We start from the raw sequence: 16,868 nt of genomic DNA, 5'->3' as shown, positions 1-16,868 counted from the left end.
TCAAAAGGTTGCAATTTCACCCTTTTAAACCCCTTCACCCCCCACACAGTCTGGTGGTTTTCGATATCGATCGAATTCGATGATAGCATTATTGTTCGCACTCTTCCGCTGTCTCGTGTCGAGCAGAAAGCTTTTCTCAGAACGTACCACACCAGTCATTCATGACCGAGTCCTCTTCGTTCGATTCGACACCGAGCAGTTACAACATCTCGACGGTTGATCTCGACGATGACCGCTACGAGGTCAAGCAGTCAGCGATCCGGAACAAGTACGTCGTCCGTGACAGCGCTGGCGAGGTCGTCCTACGCGGAAAGCAGAAGTTGATCAAGATGAAAGAAGAATTCCCGTTCGTGACTGGCGACGACGAGGACGCGTTCACGGTGAAGGCTGGCGGTATCATGGACATCGCTGGGAACTACGCGATCACGGACGCAGGTACCGGCGAAGAGGTGGTTGTCCTCGACGAGGACTTTTCGCTATTCGTAGAGACCTGGACGATCCGAGACCCTGACACGGGGGAACCGCTGGCGAGCATTCGATCGAAGAGCAAGCTCCTCTCGGCGCTCCGGCACTTCATCTCTGTTATGAACCTCATCCCGAACAAGTACGAGATATTCGATGCCGACGGCGGTCACGTCGGCGACATCAAGGGACAGTTCTCGCTGCGGGATACCTACACGGTCAGCATCGACGACGCCAGCACTGTTCCGAAAGAAGCGGTGATCGCCGCCGCATGCATCCTCGATGCCCTCGAAAACCAGTAAGCTGACATCCCATACGCCGCGGCCACACGGTTACTTTCCTAGGCGTTGATTTGAGGTATGACAGACGATAACGATACCGAGTCGTCGAATGAGGATGACGAGAAGAGCGGCAAATTGGGCAGGATCATTGATATGGTTCTGGAAGTACTCGGGCTGATTTGAGCAGGTTCAGGGGTGGATACTCACGGGTTCGCTCTCATTGCTTTGACTATTGCTGTACATTCTCTCCGTCCACTAGATGCCGCTGGCACCACGGTCGAAGACATCGAGGATCAGCTCAGAGTCGTGCAAATGTAGGAGCCAAGGCTCCCGATCGGGACCCTCGTTAACGACTGTCGACGTATCGAGCCACCTGTGAATTCGATCACGTTCAGCACGTAATTCTGTTTTCCGTCAACACTGGGTTGTTGGCTCATCGAGGTTTGTGCGTCAAATAATCGATAGCTAATCGATGGCTTTCACCCATGGGGTAGAGGTTTGTACAGAGAAGACATGAATGGTAGATATGCGACCACCCGGATAATTGAACAACTTGTTAATGGATGAGGGTTTGCTCAACTGTTATCCAATTCAAAAATCTGTTTGCAGACCTCCTTTATGGTCCCCGCTCAACTTTTCGGGACTATCCGAGTTCCTCATCAACAGAATCATAATCATCTACTGCGGATCAGCCTTTATGGACCGTGATCGGGTACCGTCGCTCATTCTCGGCGTCGCTGGCTCTCTTGTCATTCTTGCGGCGTTACTTCATTTTGTTGGCGTTGAAGATCTTCTCTCTGTACTCTCGACAACCGATATCAGTGATGTTCTCTTCGTTGTCATCGCGGTTCTTGGTTGGCTGTTTGCATGGGGCTTAGCGCTTCGAACTGTCCTCAGCGTTCTTGATGTGTCCCTCTCTTCAGTGAAGGCGTTCTTCGTCATTTGCGGGGCGATGTGTGCCAACAATGTGACGCCGTTCGGCCAAGCTGGAGGAGAGCCTATTAGCGCAATGTTGATCTCGAAAACAGCAGACACAGACTACGAAAAAGGCCTTGCAGCCATTGCAAGCGTGGACACGCTCAATTTTATCCCGTCAATACTTCTTGCGCTCCTTGGAGCGGCATATTTTGCGACAAAAGTGACGTTCAGCACAAATCTCCGTGTTGCAACGGGCGTCCTTGTGTTCCTTTCACTCGCGATACCGAGCGGCCTCTACCTTGGATGGACGAACCGAGAAACAGTCGAAACATCCGTTGCACACCTTTTGACGACCCTAGTTCCCCAACTCACGCAACGACTTCCCTACATCTCAGTCATCCCAGGATCAGATCTCCGCCAACGCGTCCGCGGATTCTTTCGTGCACTTGAGCGTGTAGCTACAAACCCGACTGATCTGGCGCTTGCACTCACGTTCTCACTCTGCGGGTGGCTCTGTCAGGTCGTCGCGCTGTGGTTGGCATTCAGAGCAATCGGGACTCCAATTGCTCTGGCTGTGGTGATGTTTGCGGTGCCGCTTGGCGCGATTGCCGGCATCACACCTCTGCCGGGTGGCGTCGGAGGTATTGAAAGCGTCCTTATTGCGGTACTCTTGGCAGCGCCTCTCCCCCTGATGACGAAGGCAATCGCCTTTGCAGCGGTGGTGATTTATCGAGGGGCTATATTTTGGACGCCAACGATCATTGGCGGCGTCTTTGCGAGTATCGTCGGGGTCAATGCGTTCTACCAAGAGGAGGTTTAGCGATGCTGCATTCTCACGTCTTATGATAGTATGTCGATGATATCACGCTTGGGTCTCCCTTTGACTAATACGGAGGGTGTCATAGAACGATGACCACACCAAAGAGCAGGACGAACGCTGAGGTGAAATGAGTTCAGCGACCCTGCAAGATGATCCTTCGGTAGAGTCGTTCTTCAATGTCGTGAAACCGAGACGTTAGCGTTGTTTGAGCACCTCTCCTTCGAGGTTCTCGAAGAGTTCGACGTGTTCGCCCCGTCTCCGCCTGGGCGAACACGAGACCACGAACCACCAGAGCTGATGCGTGGCTTTCTCCACTGCTACTACAAAGACATCTACGGCATCCGTCCCGTTGAGCGAGAGCTTCGGAACACGGTTATCTGGTTGAGCTGTGGCTTCGATCGACCGCCGTCGAGAGACGCGGTCGATCGCTTCCTCACCGACCTCGAACACGTCGTTGACGACGTCTTCACCCGTCTCGTCGAGCAGGCCGCGGCATGCGGCCTGCTCGACTTAACCTACTGCATCGATTCGATCGACGTGAGGGCGATGCTAGCCGACCCAGACGCGTCGAAGTGCTACGATCCAACCGAGGACGAGTACTACTACGGCTACGGCTGTACGATCGTCTCGACCGGGCAAAAGATCCCGATTGCAGCCGAGTGCACCGAGAGCAAACAAGCACCGGAAGAGACGGCGATGCGCGTCACACGTGATGCGCTCGCCGTCGAGCAACCAATCTGGATGCTTGGAGACAGTGCCTACGGCATTCTCGACTGGCACGACCACCTCCTAGCCGCAGGGATCGTGCCAGTTGCTCCGTACAACGCACGGAACGCTGATGACCCGAAAGACATCGAGTACAGGGTCGAAGACCGCATCGAAAAACACAGCGAGGACGTCCAGCTGAAGCAATCAACGCTACATGAGACGTACAACCGGCGGAGTGGCGTCGAACGACCCACCGAATCAGTCAAGGACTGCGGCCTCGGGCGTGCATTCGCCCGAGGCCGCGTTCACGCACGAGCACAAGTATTATTCCTCGCGCTGTGCTTTCGTCTCGTCGTCGCAATCACCAACTACGAACGTGGAGACAATCCGGGAAGTACCGTGATCACAGTGTGAGAACTCTTCTATGACACCCTCTAGTAGTATAAGATGACGGTGTCGCTCTCGACGCTTCGAGAGGCTGGAATCGACCAGATGGACCGGCTCATCGCTAGTACGGACGATGACGAAACGAATCTGGTCACCTGTGAAATAAAATGATTGTCAGCGATACGTTCACCAACTTCCGAGTCAAAAAACGCGGATTTCCACGAGACATGGAACCGATCAGAGGGCACCTTCGACGTGGTCTTCATAGTTTCAACGAATCTTCTGATGGTCGAGTTTCACGTTGCGGCAAAGAGGGAGATAGTCGGGAAAACGGTCGAGAAATCGACCGATTCGAAGGGTCCACGTTCGCCGTGTTGGTCCGAAACGGAGACGTAATACTCCCTTTTTCGATGAAGATGTCGTCAGTGATCAGTGAGAACGTTTTAGTTACTGCTGACCCTCCTCGCTAACGATAAGTGCCCGACCGAGAAGCTTACCAGCTTAAAACCAAGATGAATTCGAAACGACGACAATTCTTAGTGTTGCTTGCGGCCGCTGGCATACCTTTTACTCGTGGAACATTAACGCAAAATCTCGGCTCTGGTCGATTTGACTCTGATCAATCGCTTAACATAGCAGGAGGTGCCCTGGACAAAGAGCTTCCCTCTGCTAACCCCGATCATTGGGATCTGTATTTTGGCGCCCGACCGTCAGATTCACTCCAGACCCTCCTTCCCTTTGTTTCAACAGACAACGGGTGGAACCAGCTCGGCCTCTCACTTTCTGAGATTGATGCAAAGACAGTGAGGGGGATGGCAGACCACGTTGTAAAAAGGACGAGAGAACTCGAAAACGCATTCAACACTCTCACAGCAGGCGACACAGTCTGGATCGATGGAAGAAATGCGCCATACCGGACGACCCAGTGGCTTGATATTGACGTGAGCGGTGTCTCCGTCATTGGTCCAGGAATAACTAACGCGATTAAGCCTGCTGACGGAGCAAACGTCGGAGGAATTCGAGTTGGACAACACAACCACTGCAGGAATATCACGATACGAGATGTTGGCTATCATGGGAACGAAGCGAATCAAGATAAAAGCGCAAAGAAATGCCATGGAATTATCGTCCGTGATGCAGTAAACGTCGTTCTCACAGGAAATACGATTACGCATACTCATCCGTATGGCGAACACGGAAGCGGAGGAAGTGGTATCAGCGTTGAGCGAAATAGTGAGAATGTCAGGATTGTAAATAATCGTATTCAATTCTTTGGAGACCGAGGGATCCAACTCGGTGGCAAGAATGTCGTCGTCTCAGAAAACGTCATCACAGACGGAATTGATCGAGCAATCGCGTGTGATCTCTGGGCTCCTAACGGAAAGAACGATGTTGCAAATACCGTGATAATCTCAGGAAATATCCTCGGAAATTGTAGCGAAGGGAGTCTAGCTGGTGTAGCGAGTGGACCAAAAGGAGAAGAAGCAGGAGGCACTCATAGTATTATCACAGACAATATCGGATTCGGCTCTCACAAATCGTTCTGCCATGTCCGTGGTCCTACGAACATCCACCACGTTTCCATCCGGGGGAATATCAGTACTCAATCTACCGATGGCCTTTCGACGAAGAACACGACGAAATTTGCTGGAATTGCGATTGACCCAGCAGGCGGTTCGAGTATTACCGTTAGCGGTAATGAGTTATCTGGATACTCCCATCATGGAATAAACGTTCAGAGCCCAGTCTCGGACATCAAGATCGCAGACAATATTATTCAAAGCCCAAACGGTACAGGAATACGGGTACAAAACGCAGCGGAAGGAACCATCATAAACAACATTATCTCGCAAGCAGGCAACCACGGTATTCTACTTACTAAAACACAATCAATTACTGTTGCGAATAATCACATCCGCGAAGTAGCGAAGACAGGGATCTCAGTTCGAAGTCCCGGGAAGTCATACCATGAAATTTCTGAGAATTATCTCAGCAAATTTAATAAAGAATTAAACCCAAATACACCAGCAATTCAGATCGCAAGCTCAAAGATCGGCGTTCGCGGCAATACGATCGCCCAAACTCCGTCCTCACCAGCCCTCGCAGAGAAAGGTGACGCGAGTGAGAATATTTACGAGAATAATCGAGCAGAAGACGAAAATTCGTGGGAGGTCACGAGCGCGTCATCAGTGGTGCGAAATAACCTTCCACCGTTCGATGCGCACCGTGGAGTGGCCGACGAAGACGAAGATGGGCAGATAGCGATTGAATTTGCCAAGCCATACACAGAGCCACCAATGCTTTCGTTCGCACGACGGGGAGAGGGAATCCGCCGGATCGAATACATCACAGACAGTGATAATCTCGCTCTTGGTGTCCTCCTTGACGTTAGAAACCCAGGCGAAAAGGTGGACGTCTTCGTAAAGCAGATCTAATCACAAAAGAGTCGGTGAACACGAGTTCGTGGATCACCCCGTCCTACTCAACTCTACCGCTCGCTTTGCTCACAAATGGAAGTTTAACGCTCTCAATTTAGCTAATTCAGGCACAAAGATAGTCCTTTTGAAAGGCAACCACGGTGGGACTTTTACCGTCGGGTGCTGTGATTCCAAACGGTACTAATATGGGGAAACGACTCACCCGACGGCAAGTTCTTTCTGTCGGTACTGCTATGAGTATCAGTGGGTTACCGAGTGTGGGGCGAATACGGGGAGACACCAGTGGAGTGCGACACGAAGCACACGATTACCCTCAAAATCAGGACGAACAACTGGATGACTCGCGCTTCGATTCTGGCGTTCCAGTCGACGTGCGAGGTGCCATCTACATTCCAGCACGCGCCTACAACCGGTATCAGATGTGGCATGAGTACGACTCCGACATCATCGAACGCGATCTGAGCTACGCCGCTCGTCTCGATTTGAATGCGCTTCGGACGTGGTTAAGCTACGAATTTTGGTTGCAGGATTCCGAGGCGCATGCAGATGCGCTCGAACACTTTCTCGACACTGCGGATCAATATGGCCTTCGGATTCTGCTCGGATTATTTGACGGGGTTGGACGTGAGCCAACGTACGAGAACTTGCTCAATGACAATCCCCTGACCGCTGTCCAGACCCACTCACCTTCGACCCGGACAATGCATGACGAGGAACTCTGGGAAACACCACGACAGTTCGTCCAGTGGTTCATGGATCGGTACCGAGACGATGAACGGCTCCTCGCTATCGAACTCTCTAATGAACCGGGGTGGAGCAGCACGCACCTCAAATTTTCGAAAGCCATGGCGGATACGCTCACTACCTACCGTGGCGACAGACCGCTCACGGTCGGTTCGACGAGTTTGACGAACAATACCACGTATCTGGGGTGGGGAATGGACGTCGTTCAATTTCACTACAATTTCCCGGAGACAAAGCGGATTTATCGCCGGGTGTTACAGCAGGCAAACCACGTCGCTGCCGAGCTTGGTAAACCTGTTTGGCTATCTGAGTGGCAGCGAACGCACGACCCCGAGACAGGAGCCCTCGGTGCGGCGGGATCTACGCAGGACACGCTATGGGCATCGGACTACTCGTCGCTCGCCCCGCTCATCCGCGATGCGGGCGTCGGCAATTTCTTTTGGTCACTAATGCTCAAACCAGCGTTCACACTAGAGAACCGAACACGTGGCGTCATAAACGGACTATTCCACGAAGATGGCGCAGTGTGGAGCTTGGATGACGCTCGCGCAATCAAGTCAATGTCTGGTGATGCGTCCTTCGAGGGTGTCCAGCGACGGGAGTATCCCGAATGGGCCGAACCGACCGACGCGGAAGCGGCGAATGAGTCATCCACAGACGAATCCGAGAACTGAGTGATAGTTATGTGAACTACCCCGATCTACTCCCTCGCGCCGAAGGCGCTCGGTTCTTGAGGTTGGGGCTTCCTGTTTCTGTGTCGGAACGTGCAGGGAACGTCCCCACAGCGGTTCCAGACTCCGCAGACGGTTCCCTCGCTGGGCGGTTCGGAGTGAACCACTCCTCCCGATTCGACACTCCGACCACACCCGACGATGCACGCTTCTTGTCGTCGCTCGAAAGGCGCGTCGCGCCTTTCGTGATGACGACACGGCGAGGCCGTTTCCAACCACGTGTGAACACCGGCGGAACCGTGGCGAGCGTCTTCCTACCGCGTTCGACCGCGCAGGTCGTACAGATGCCGCAGACAGTGAACGTAAACCGTGCGGCGCTGTCTCCCCTCCCTACGCCCTCGCTTCGCTCGGTCGCTGAGGAAGGGGGCTTAGCGCCTCAATTCAGCTAAATTGCAGGCGCTAAAACCCCATCCTTCAGGGCGCGGGGATACAGCGCCGTCTTTGGCCGCAACTGTCGAAATCGAAAGGATTGAGTGCTCACACTGCGTATCTGCGATTATCTATGTTGAGTCCTCCTATCATTTGTAGTTTGATTAGTGCGCTCCGGTGAATGGTGTTCCCACCGCTTGACATCGTCGGCGTAGTTGCTCTCGATCTGACTTCCCTCAACCTCGATACCCTCGCTTGAATTATCAACAACGACGCCAAACAGATTGTGCTTTGCGAGTGACCGAGTAACTGTACTCTGGCTCGTATTCTGGAACGCAATTCCTTCAGAGTTATGTGATGCGTTTACCTCCTGAATTGACACATCAGACGCGTTTTTGGCGTAGATCCCACGATTCCAGTCAATGACGGTGACGGAGTGGATGGTGACGTTCGTGACACGCTGGGAGTGTGATACGAGGATGCCTGTCGAGTCACTCACTCCACCCCCGCGAATGGTGTGGTTCGCCCCGTCCAGCACCACGTGGCTCGATCGAATCGTGATGCAACTTGCAGACAGGCTTTTCTGATCGCCGAAGTCTTCTGCAAGGACGTACTTCCCGGGTTCAGTGATCGTAGTACATCGTGTGATTTCGGTAGTATTTCTTAGGCTGGAGTCCTTCGATTGATCCCTCGCGTCGTGTAATGTGATAGTCAATCCGATACTCACGACTGTAAGGAAAACCAACAATACGAGAATGACCTGTTTCCACTTTTCTGAGAGCGCGTTCATAGAAACCATCCTCTTTTGAGTCATGCTCTATTCTACAGTGAACTACCACAGCCTACTCGCCCACGGCTTGTGCCGTTCGCTCCGTGAGGGCAGGGCTTCCTGCTTCCACGACGCGCTGTGCAGGAACCGCAATGGGTCCCGTCGGGAGCACAGTCTCCACAGGCGTTCGAAAATCACTACGTGATTTTTGCAGCCCATCAGAAACGCGAAGCGTTTCTGCGGACGTTGATTCGAAGTGAACTACTCCTACCTGATTGAGTCCGCGAGAAATGATGTTCAGCGCCGCGTTCGCGTCTCTATCCGCTTCGAATCCGCACGAGGGACACAAGTGTTCGCGAACCCAGAGCGGTTTCTCAGTCGAAACACTGCATTTGGAACACTCTTTGGTCGTTCCGCGTGGATCGACTGGAACGTAGTGCGTTCCTTCGCGGTCGCACTTATATTCGAGCATCCGTAGGATCGTCCCCCATGCTGCTCCGGCACGTTTGCGGCTGTTCGACGGGAGTTCCATCAGCCCCTTCGCGTCGAGGTCTTCGACCGCGACGAGGTCGTATTCTCGCGCGTAGTATGCGGACAGTCGGTGGAGGAAGTCGTGGCGCTTCCGTTTTAGGTCGGCATGGCGTCGGGCGACAACGCGCTGTTGGGTGCGGTAGTTCGCCGACCCGTGTTCTTTCCGCGAGAGCTTCCGTTGCTCACGTTCAAGCTGCTCTCGTTCCTCGGAGAGATCGAGCGAGCCGACCGAGAAGCCGTCAGAACCGTGGGTGTAGGAAAGAATCCCCACATTGATGCCGACGCATTTCTCGGGCACCTCGGGTTTCGGCAATGCGTCGTTCTCGGTTTCGATACCGAAGACGGCAAACCACTCGCCTGTGGGTTCGCGTTTGACTGTAACCTGCTTGACTGTTGAATCGTCGGGAATGCCACGGTGGAGTTGGATCGGTACGTCACCAATCTTGCTCAACCACAACTGGGGCCGACCGCTCGTATTCTTGAGCTTGAAGCCGGTCTGATTGTAGGTGAGTGAACGGTAGTCCCGAGGACGTTTCCACTTCAACATTCCGACGGCACGTCCGTTCTCCTTCTGTGCTTTGAGCGTCGAAAGGTTGTCGTAGACGCGCTTGAGAACCATCTGAAGCACCTTCGAGTGAACGCCTTTCAGGTCGCTCCACCATTTCTCGAGGTCGGGAAGCTGTCCCTGAAGGTCGTATCGTGTCGGGATACCGTCTGTGGATTCGTTGAGTTCGTAGAGGCAGTGGTTGTACAGTTGCCGACACACGTCGATATGGCGCAAAAGCTCGTTGCTGATGGCTTCATCCGGCGTAAGTCGGTACTTGTAGTTATACTGCATGAACGTGGACTACTCGTCTGAATGGGGTTCAGAAACACGAACCACCTTCACGTCGGCACCTCGCCACCGTTTCGGGACGATGACGTGGGCGCTATTCCCGGATGGTTTCGCGGTGCCATCGAGGACTTCGTGACCGTCGATTTCGAACCGATCCATTACGAGTGTATAGACCATGGATAGACATAAATGTGCCGGTACGTGGGCCTGTGGGTCTGCTATCGAACACGTTTGAAAACCATGCGGTGCTGTATCCCCTCCCTACGACATCGCTACACTCGGTCGCTGAGGAAGGGGACTTAGCACCTCGGTTTGCAAACGTGAACCTACGAGCAAGTGGTACGCCATTCTCGGCGTCGAAACGCCTGACGACCCGCCAGAGAAACCAACCGTGCTGAAACGCACGGTCGGAATCGACGTAGGGATCGTCAAGTACGCTCACGATACCAGCGGACCGGAAGTCGGTTCGTTAGACCTGAGCCACGAGCGCAAACGGTTGGAGCGCGCGCAGCGCGACTTCTCCCGCAAAGAACACGGCTCGAACAATTACAGGAATTCAGGCGAGAAAGCCCACGACTTGAGTCGTGGGATGAATCGCCGTCATCGTCTCCTTTCAGTGCGCGGCGAAGGCTTAGGTGCTCTCCGCGCGGTTCTATACCTATCCGACGCGGCACGTCCGCGCCCATACCGGGACAATCGGACACATTCGGACCTCCCGACCGAGACCCGACGGTACCCCGTCGGGATACCTCACGTCGGGTACCGACGCTACAGACCCAAGTACCTCCGAATCCGCCGACGCACGCCCGAAACCCCGAGGAAACAACGGGAACGGACGTGTTGAGGATAGGAGTACCGGCCGTTTGGCCCGGCCAGCACCTCGTCGGTGTGCGAACCGTAAACATCCTAACTCAACGGGCCGTCGCTCGTGGGAATCCCACGACTGTAGTCGTGGGAGGAGGTCAAAGACCGATCTCTTGGAAATGAGACAGATATCGTCATCCGTTCGGTGGATACGTCTGTACTTGTCGCGCGTCCCTAAAACGAGCGACCGATATAAAGCGTTAGTTGGCTTTGGAACTTCCCTCCGACACGGCCGATCCGACGAGCGCGCGGACACGATTGAGCCACGGAATATGACTCCCTCCAAGCTCGATGATACCTGCCCTCGCCATGAAGAGATAGATGAGTAGCGAAAGGACGTAGATGACTGGTGTGATAGCCAACTGCCACAGGAGCGTCGTCGTGAGGTCGACGCCGATTGCCGCTCCCCAAATCCTATTCACTGCCAAAAGGATCCTGTACAGCGGAACATGAATCAGATATATCCCGACGGCGTACCGTCCCACTGCTGGAAGTACCGTATGTTTGCCTAACGCCGGATTCGAGAGTGCGTACGCAAAGAGCGCGAGAACGAAGAAGATTGTCGACAACGTATACTCTGTCAAGATTACCGCGTGAGGAAGCGTGTGATCGCGGATCACGTATCCAATCACATACTGCTCGAGCAACTGCGTTACTAAGAAGAGACAGACCCCTCCGAGATAGATGTGACTTCGGTCTTTGCTCGGCGTCCAGTCGATCGCTCTGAGCTGAAATCCGAGAGCGACGTAGAAGAACCCAAAGAAGAGGGCATCCCGTGTGAGAAACGGAACGTCGAAGATCAGTTGATAATTCGTCCCGATAAGCCCGAAAACGTGGACTATCGTCGCGACGGGCAGCAGGTAGCGGGTTTTTCCGAACCAAACGAAGAGCGCGACGAAGAAGATAGAGAAAAATAGCGCAGTCAGAAACCAGAGCGGGACTCCGATAGCGTCCCCATAGTATAGTAAGCCAGCCGCGGAGAGATCACCGAGTCGATGAGCGATCAATGCATCTCTTACAGGGACGTTTTGGATGAGAGCAACAATTGCCGTCGCTGCCAAATAAAGCAGGATGCCGAACAGGTAGAACGATCCTAATTTTCGAAACGCATTGCTCACTTGGGATGTTACGTTATCGGCGTCCACCGTCTTGGCGAGGAAATATCCGGACGCCGCGAAAAAGAATGGAACGTCGAATTGACCAATCGTATCTAATGCGAAGAAGGCGTAGTTCCCATACGCCTCGAAGCCTTTGAACGGTTTGACGTGCGCAATGACGATGAAAAACATCGCGATAGCACGTAGCGTATCTATACTATATATCCGGTTACCCATTTGAATGGGACATTCTTGGTGAAAAGTTTTTAACGTGGTGGCCAGAGAAATCGTCAGCCAAAACTGAGGTTTACGCATACAAAACGCCGTGACCCAGACGTCGCCTTGCCGTTGATGTCGGCGCGTTGCTGCCGGGCGCGTTCGTAGCGCTCGCGCTCTCCACGAGCAGGCACCCAGTCGACGAGGTCGCTGTACACATCGTCAATAGTCTGGTCGTCCCTTGCCTCCGCGGTGACGACAGCGCCGACAGCCGACGGCGTCGTAGGTCTCCTCATACGTATTTATAGAGATTAGGCGAGAAAACCCACGACTGAAGTTGTGGACTGAATCGCTGCACGGTTTGTAACCACTGAAACCGCAACATATGAATGCCCACACTGCGTTCCTGTGGTTGTCATTGCGATGGTTCCCCATCGTAATTGACTGTCCGAAAACTGGCAGTTGACTTGGTGTTTGCCTCAGCAAAACGTAAGCCTTCGGACACCCAAACCGACGTTAAATAATCAAGTAACTCGAAGTCCTATACAGGGTACGAGTAGCGGGGGCGTGGCACTCCCATCGGCGTGTCGGGTCGGAAACGTAAGTTCCCAATCCAGCGCAAACGGACGTGGGAAGCCCACAACTTGAGTCGTGGGAGGATGTCACTATAGCTCCACGGTGCGTATCAATAACCAGTAATTACGATGTCAGCGAATTCAAACGGAAGTGCCGTGCGATGGTTCCACGAACGGGGCGCTGAAAATATCGGCGTAGCCGGTGGCAAAGGAGCGAACCTGGCCGCGCTAGCACGGGCTGGGCTCCCTGTCCCGCGGGGATTCGTGGTCACGACCGCCGCGTACCGGGACCTCGTCGAGTCTCCTCAGATTCGGGATGCAATCAATCGACTTGACGCGCTCGACGCCGCCGACACCGACGTTCTCGCTGCAGTCGCAGCCGAACTCCGATCGCTCCTCGAGAGTCGAGAGTTCAGTGCGTCCGTCGAGACCACAATCACCGACGCGATGACATCGTTCGAGAGCACCGACTCCTTCGCCGTGCGGTCGAGCGCCACGGCCGAGGACCTGCCGAGCGCGTCGTTCGCTGGCCAACACGAGACGTTCCTGGGCGTAGCGAGCGACGACGTCCTCGACCGCGTCTGTGACTGCATGGCAAGTCTCTTCACCGACAGAGCAGTCGCCTACCGGGCTCGTAACGGCATCTCCCACGCCGACACGGAGATGGCCGTCGTCATCCAGCCGATGGTCGACGCAGCGGCCGCAGGTGTCCTCTTCACAGCGGATCCCGCGACCGGGAACCGACACGTCTCGGCAGTCGATGCGGGTTTCGGTCTGGGCGAGAGTATTGTCGCCGGCGACGTCACACCGGATCACGCGCTCGTGAACACGCGAACTGACGAGGTGCTGGAGTACACTGTCGGCACGAAGACGATTGCCGTCGAGCTGCACAGGGACAGCGCCGCAGGCGAAAGAACGCGGGGAAGAGAAATTGAAGAGAGCCAACCCGCCGAAGCGGGCGGGACTAGGAGAATCGAACTTTCGGCGAATCGACGGGAGTCACGCGTGCTCACCGATGACCAGCTTCGCACTCTCGTCGGACTCGGCGAGCGGGCCGAAACGCTACTCGGCGCGCCACAAGACGTCGAATGGGCGCTCACCGATGGACAATTCGTCCTCCTACAGTCCCGCCCGATCACGTCGTTGTTCCCGCGCCCGTCACCACCGCCCGTCGACGGTCGCCTCCACGTCTACGTCAGCATGGGCCACATGCAGGCGATGCCGGAGGCAATGCCACCGCTCGTCCGAGACGTCTGGCGGACCTATACCGGAAACGCGCTCTCATCCGCGGGTCTCGACGCCTCCTTCGGCAACCCGACGGTCGAGGCGGGGGGTCGCGTCTTCATCGACGTCACCTCGTTCCTGCGTCACCCCAAGCTGCAGTCCTGGCTGATCGACCGAATTGCCGCGATAAACGAACCCATCTCCACCGGTCTCGCTGCGATCGTATCACGACGGCCCGAGGAATTTGCATTCCGCGGCGTCACCGTCGGTGCACTCCCGGGATACGTTGAGACGACCGGTCGGCTGGTCCGCCTGATTGGTCCTGCAGCCCCGGGTATCGTTCGGAACATCCTCGGTGCGTTGGCCGGCCGCGGGCCCACCCCCGACGACGAGTCTTGGACTCGAATGGGAGACCTATTCGTCGGACAGGTCACCGACGCGCCGACCCCGGAAGCTCGGGCCCGCGCCGTGTTCGAGGCGATCGACTTCAGGCGTTTCTTCCGCGATGTCTACCCGCGAATTAGCCCGTTATTCCTCGCGTTCGCGCTCGGTGGCTGGCTCACACGGACGTTCTCTGAACAGCCTACAGACGTGAACGCGATCGGCCGCGGGTTCGAACGCGACGTCGTCACCCGCATCAACCTCGGCCTCGGCGATCTCGCCGATGTCGCCCGAGCCCACCCGCAGGTCGCCTCGGCCCTCCGCGACGGCGCCTCTCTTGCAGATCTGGAAGACGTAGATGGCGGCGAGACCTTCCGTGAAGCGTTCAACGACTTTCTCGATGAATTCGGACACCGTGGCACCGGCGAGATCGACCTCAGCAGGCCGCGCTGGCGCGAAGACCCGTCCATGCTCCTCGCCGTCGTCCGAGCGAACCTCGCGAACGAAGCGGCGGGCGACCACCGCGACCGCATCCGGCGGCTCGTCGACGACGCCGAGGCGGCCGCCGCGCGTCTCGAAGCGTACGCTGATCATGGCCTGCTTGGGCCGCTTCGCCGTCGCTACGTTCGCTGGCTCATCCGCACGTACCGCGACACGGTTTACTTCCGGGAGTACCCCAAACAGGAAGCCGCCCGGGCGTTCACCGCATGGCGGACGGTGCTACTGGATGCCGGGGGCCTCCTCGTCGATGAGGGACAACTCGACCGGCCGGATGACGTCTGGTATCTCCGTAAGGACGAACTGTTTGACGCGCTCGATGGTGGGTGCGTCGACGTCGACATCGCCGCCCGCCGCCAGGAACACGCACGGAACGTTGACATGGACGCCCCACCTGTGGTGACGAGCGAGGGTGAAGCCGTTCGTGGACAGGTTGACCGCGGACCGGTTCCTGAAGGGGCGCTTGTCGGCACAGGTGTGTCGTCGGGCGTCGTCGAGGGGGCAGCCCGCGTCATCCGTGACCCGACGGCTGCGACGGTGGAACCGGGCGAGATACTCGTGGCGCCCTCGACCGACCCCGGGTGGACACCGCTGTTCTTGAACGCCACCGGGCTGGTTTCCGAAGTCGGCGGCGCCGTCAGTCACGGTGCGCTCGTCGCCCGGGAGTATGGGTTACCCGCCGTCGTTTCCGTGCCAGAAGCGACGAAACGGATTCGAACCGGACAACGCATCCGTCTCGATGGAACCCGTGGCACAGTTGACCTACTCGACGAACCGTTGGCGACCACGGACGAGGCGCACGTCAAGCGACCTAAAACCGATTCACACGGCGTCGATTGACATCCTTCTCACCGTGAACGGTGAGCCTCTCTCGCTTATAAAGACGGATGACTCGAAGAAATGGCGTGGAGCGCCACGTCGACCGCTTGCATCTCGTTTTCTCACAATCGGTCCATCCTCTACTGGTCAGGGCATCTCGTGTGATCTGTAGTTGCGTCTGACGCTTCGCGTGCATCCTCTCGACGGAACGCTTCCAGTGGAGCGACTGGATCGAGCGGGCCACTTCGCCCTTTCTCGCCCCCTCTCTCTCCGTCGGTCACGAGCGAGTCTGTAATCGAGACTAACCAACCACGCCCCTTAAGATTAAAGTGGTCGTTGAGGAACTCGGCGGTCGATGCGAACGACGTCGCGAATACACGGCGCTATCTCGGAAACACACCGACGGTGACGATACCCGCGAACGTACCGCACCTCACTCCACCACATCGTTCGACGCGAACGAGCCGTACTCGATCCCCCCCGCTCGGTCATATCGGAGCAGTTGGACCCCCGTGCTCGACGTCTCGGCGTGCGTCAGTTCGAGGGCTGCAGGAATCGTGCCCTCGCCGAACAACCGCTTTCCGTCCCCCAGGATCAGGGGGAAGATCCAGAGCCACAACTCGTCGACGAGATCGTGTTCGAGCAGCGTTTGGATCAGGTCCTGGCTCCCCTGCACCACGATCACGTCCCCACGCTCCTTCTTGAGGTCCTCTACGGCCTCCGCGACGTCGCCCTGTAGGAGTGTCGAATTGTTCCACTCCACTGCGTCAAGGGTTCTGGATGCTACGTACTTCGGCATCGTATTCAGTTTCGTCGCCACGGGATCGTCCTCTGTATCGACGTTGGGCCAGTGTGCGGCGAAGATCTCGTACGTCTTGCGGCCGAGTAGTAGCGCGTCAGCCTCAGCGAACTGGCCGTCCATGATATCGCCCATCTTCTCATCCCAGTAGTTAACCGACCAGCCTCCGTGTTCGAATCCACCATCACGGTCCTCGTCGGGACCACCCGGCGCCTGCATCACACCATCAAGCGTGAGGAACGTTCCGACGACGAGCGTACCGGTTGTTTCGTCCGAGTGAGCATCGCTCATACATCCACTAACGCGAGAGCAGGCGATAGCTGTAACCTCTTGTTCATCACGACGTCTGGAGTTTATCATTAGTTGACTATTTTAATGATGGCAGGTCCAACTAATCGCGTG

The 16,868-nt window shown here is 55.8% G+C and carries 12 protein-coding genes and 1 pseudogene; 7 read left to right on the top strand and 6 right to left on the bottom strand.

Annotation, left to right across the window (positions count from 1 at the left end; all coding sequences use genetic code 11):
• Positions 1-161: 161 nt before the first annotated feature.
• The 6 genes and pseudogenes from C3L37_RS06025 to C3L37_RS06000 all read left to right on the top strand — a co-directional run bounded on the left by C3L37_RS06025 (position 162) and on the right by C3L37_RS06000 (position 7,432).
• Positions 162-764 carry an LURP-one-related/scramblase family protein gene (locus tag C3L37_RS06025; RefSeq protein WP_129113711.1) on the top strand — a complete coding sequence of 201 codons (603 nt, stop codon included), beginning with the start codon at positions 162-164 and terminating at the stop codon, positions 762-764.
• 676 nt (positions 765-1,440) lie between these two features.
• Complete coding sequence (locus tag C3L37_RS06020; protein WP_129113710.1) at positions 1,441-2,481, top strand: lysylphosphatidylglycerol synthase transmembrane domain-containing protein; 1,041 nt, start codon at positions 1,441-1,443, stop codon at positions 2,479-2,481.
• Between the two features lie 127 nt (positions 2,482-2,608).
• A pseudogene (locus C3L37_RS06015) lies at positions 2,609-3,603 on the top strand (transposase).
• 33 nt (positions 3,604-3,636) lie between these two features.
• A complete protein-coding gene (locus C3L37_RS25685) occupies positions 3,637-3,747 on the top strand; it encodes an NAD-binding protein (protein WP_129113709.1) in 111 nt (36 codons plus the stop codon).
• A 305-nt stretch (positions 3,748-4,052) separates the two neighbouring features.
• Positions 4,053-6,011 (top strand): right-handed parallel beta-helix repeat-containing protein, encoded by a 1,959-nt coding sequence (locus C3L37_RS06005; protein WP_129113708.1) that lies wholly within the window; start codon positions 4,053-4,055, stop codon positions 6,009-6,011.
• A gap of 290 nt (positions 6,012-6,301) precedes the next feature.
• Positions 6,302-7,432, top strand: coding sequence for a glycoside hydrolase family 5 protein (locus tag C3L37_RS06000; RefSeq protein ID WP_228546129.1), 1,131 nt, complete (start codon positions 6,302-6,304; stop codon positions 7,430-7,432).
• A gap of 553 nt (positions 7,433-7,985) precedes the next feature.
• Here the strand turns inward: C3L37_RS06000 and C3L37_RS05995 are convergent.
• The 5 genes from C3L37_RS05995 to C3L37_RS24725 form a co-directional block, all read right to left on the bottom strand.
• Positions 7,986-8,648: a right-handed parallel beta-helix repeat-containing protein gene (locus tag C3L37_RS05995; RefSeq protein WP_164974683.1), complete on the bottom strand. Its 663-nt coding sequence runs from the start codon at positions 8,646-8,648 to the stop codon at positions 7,986-7,988.
• A gap of 52 nt (positions 8,649-8,700) precedes the next feature.
• Complete coding sequence (locus C3L37_RS05990; RefSeq protein ID WP_129113706.1) at positions 8,701-9,996, bottom strand: RNA-guided endonuclease InsQ/TnpB family protein; 1,296 nt, start codon at positions 9,994-9,996, stop codon at positions 8,701-8,703.
• A gap of 9 nt (positions 9,997-10,005) precedes the next feature.
• Positions 10,006-10,152 carry a DUF2080 family transposase-associated protein gene (locus C3L37_RS05985; protein ID WP_129113705.1) on the bottom strand — a complete coding sequence of 49 codons (147 nt, stop codon included), beginning with the start codon at positions 10,150-10,152 and terminating at the stop codon, positions 10,006-10,008.
• Positions 10,153-11,057: 905 nt separating this feature from the next.
• Positions 11,058-12,191 carry an acyltransferase gene (locus C3L37_RS05975; protein ID WP_129113704.1) on the bottom strand — a complete coding sequence of 378 codons (1,134 nt, stop codon included), beginning with the start codon at positions 12,189-12,191 and terminating at the stop codon, positions 11,058-11,060.
• Between the two features lie 53 nt (positions 12,192-12,244).
• Positions 12,245-12,466, bottom strand: a complete 222-nt coding sequence (locus C3L37_RS24725) for a hypothetical protein (RefSeq protein WP_228546128.1) — start codon at positions 12,464-12,466, stop codon at positions 12,245-12,247.
• Between the two features lie 408 nt (positions 12,467-12,874).
• Between C3L37_RS24725 and C3L37_RS05965 the strand changes: the two genes are divergently transcribed.
• Positions 12,875-15,688 (top strand): PEP/pyruvate-binding domain-containing protein, encoded by a 2,814-nt coding sequence (locus C3L37_RS05965; protein WP_129113703.1) that lies wholly within the window; start codon positions 12,875-12,877, stop codon positions 15,686-15,688.
• 412 nt (positions 15,689-16,100) lie between these two features.
• Here the strand turns inward: C3L37_RS05965 and C3L37_RS05960 are convergent, their stop codons facing one another.
• Complete coding sequence (locus C3L37_RS05960; protein ID WP_228546127.1) at positions 16,101-16,757, bottom strand: dihydrofolate reductase family protein; 657 nt, start codon at positions 16,755-16,757, stop codon at positions 16,101-16,103.
• Positions 16,758-16,868: the final 111 nt, after the last annotated feature.

Source organism: Halegenticoccus tardaugens (assembly GCF_004116405.1).
Taxonomy (GTDB): domain Archaea; phylum Halobacteriota; class Halobacteria; order Halobacteriales; family Haloferacaceae; genus Halegenticoccus; species Halegenticoccus tardaugens.
Note: the sequence above shows the minus strand (reverse complement) of the source record. Positions and strands in the feature narration are given on the sequence as shown.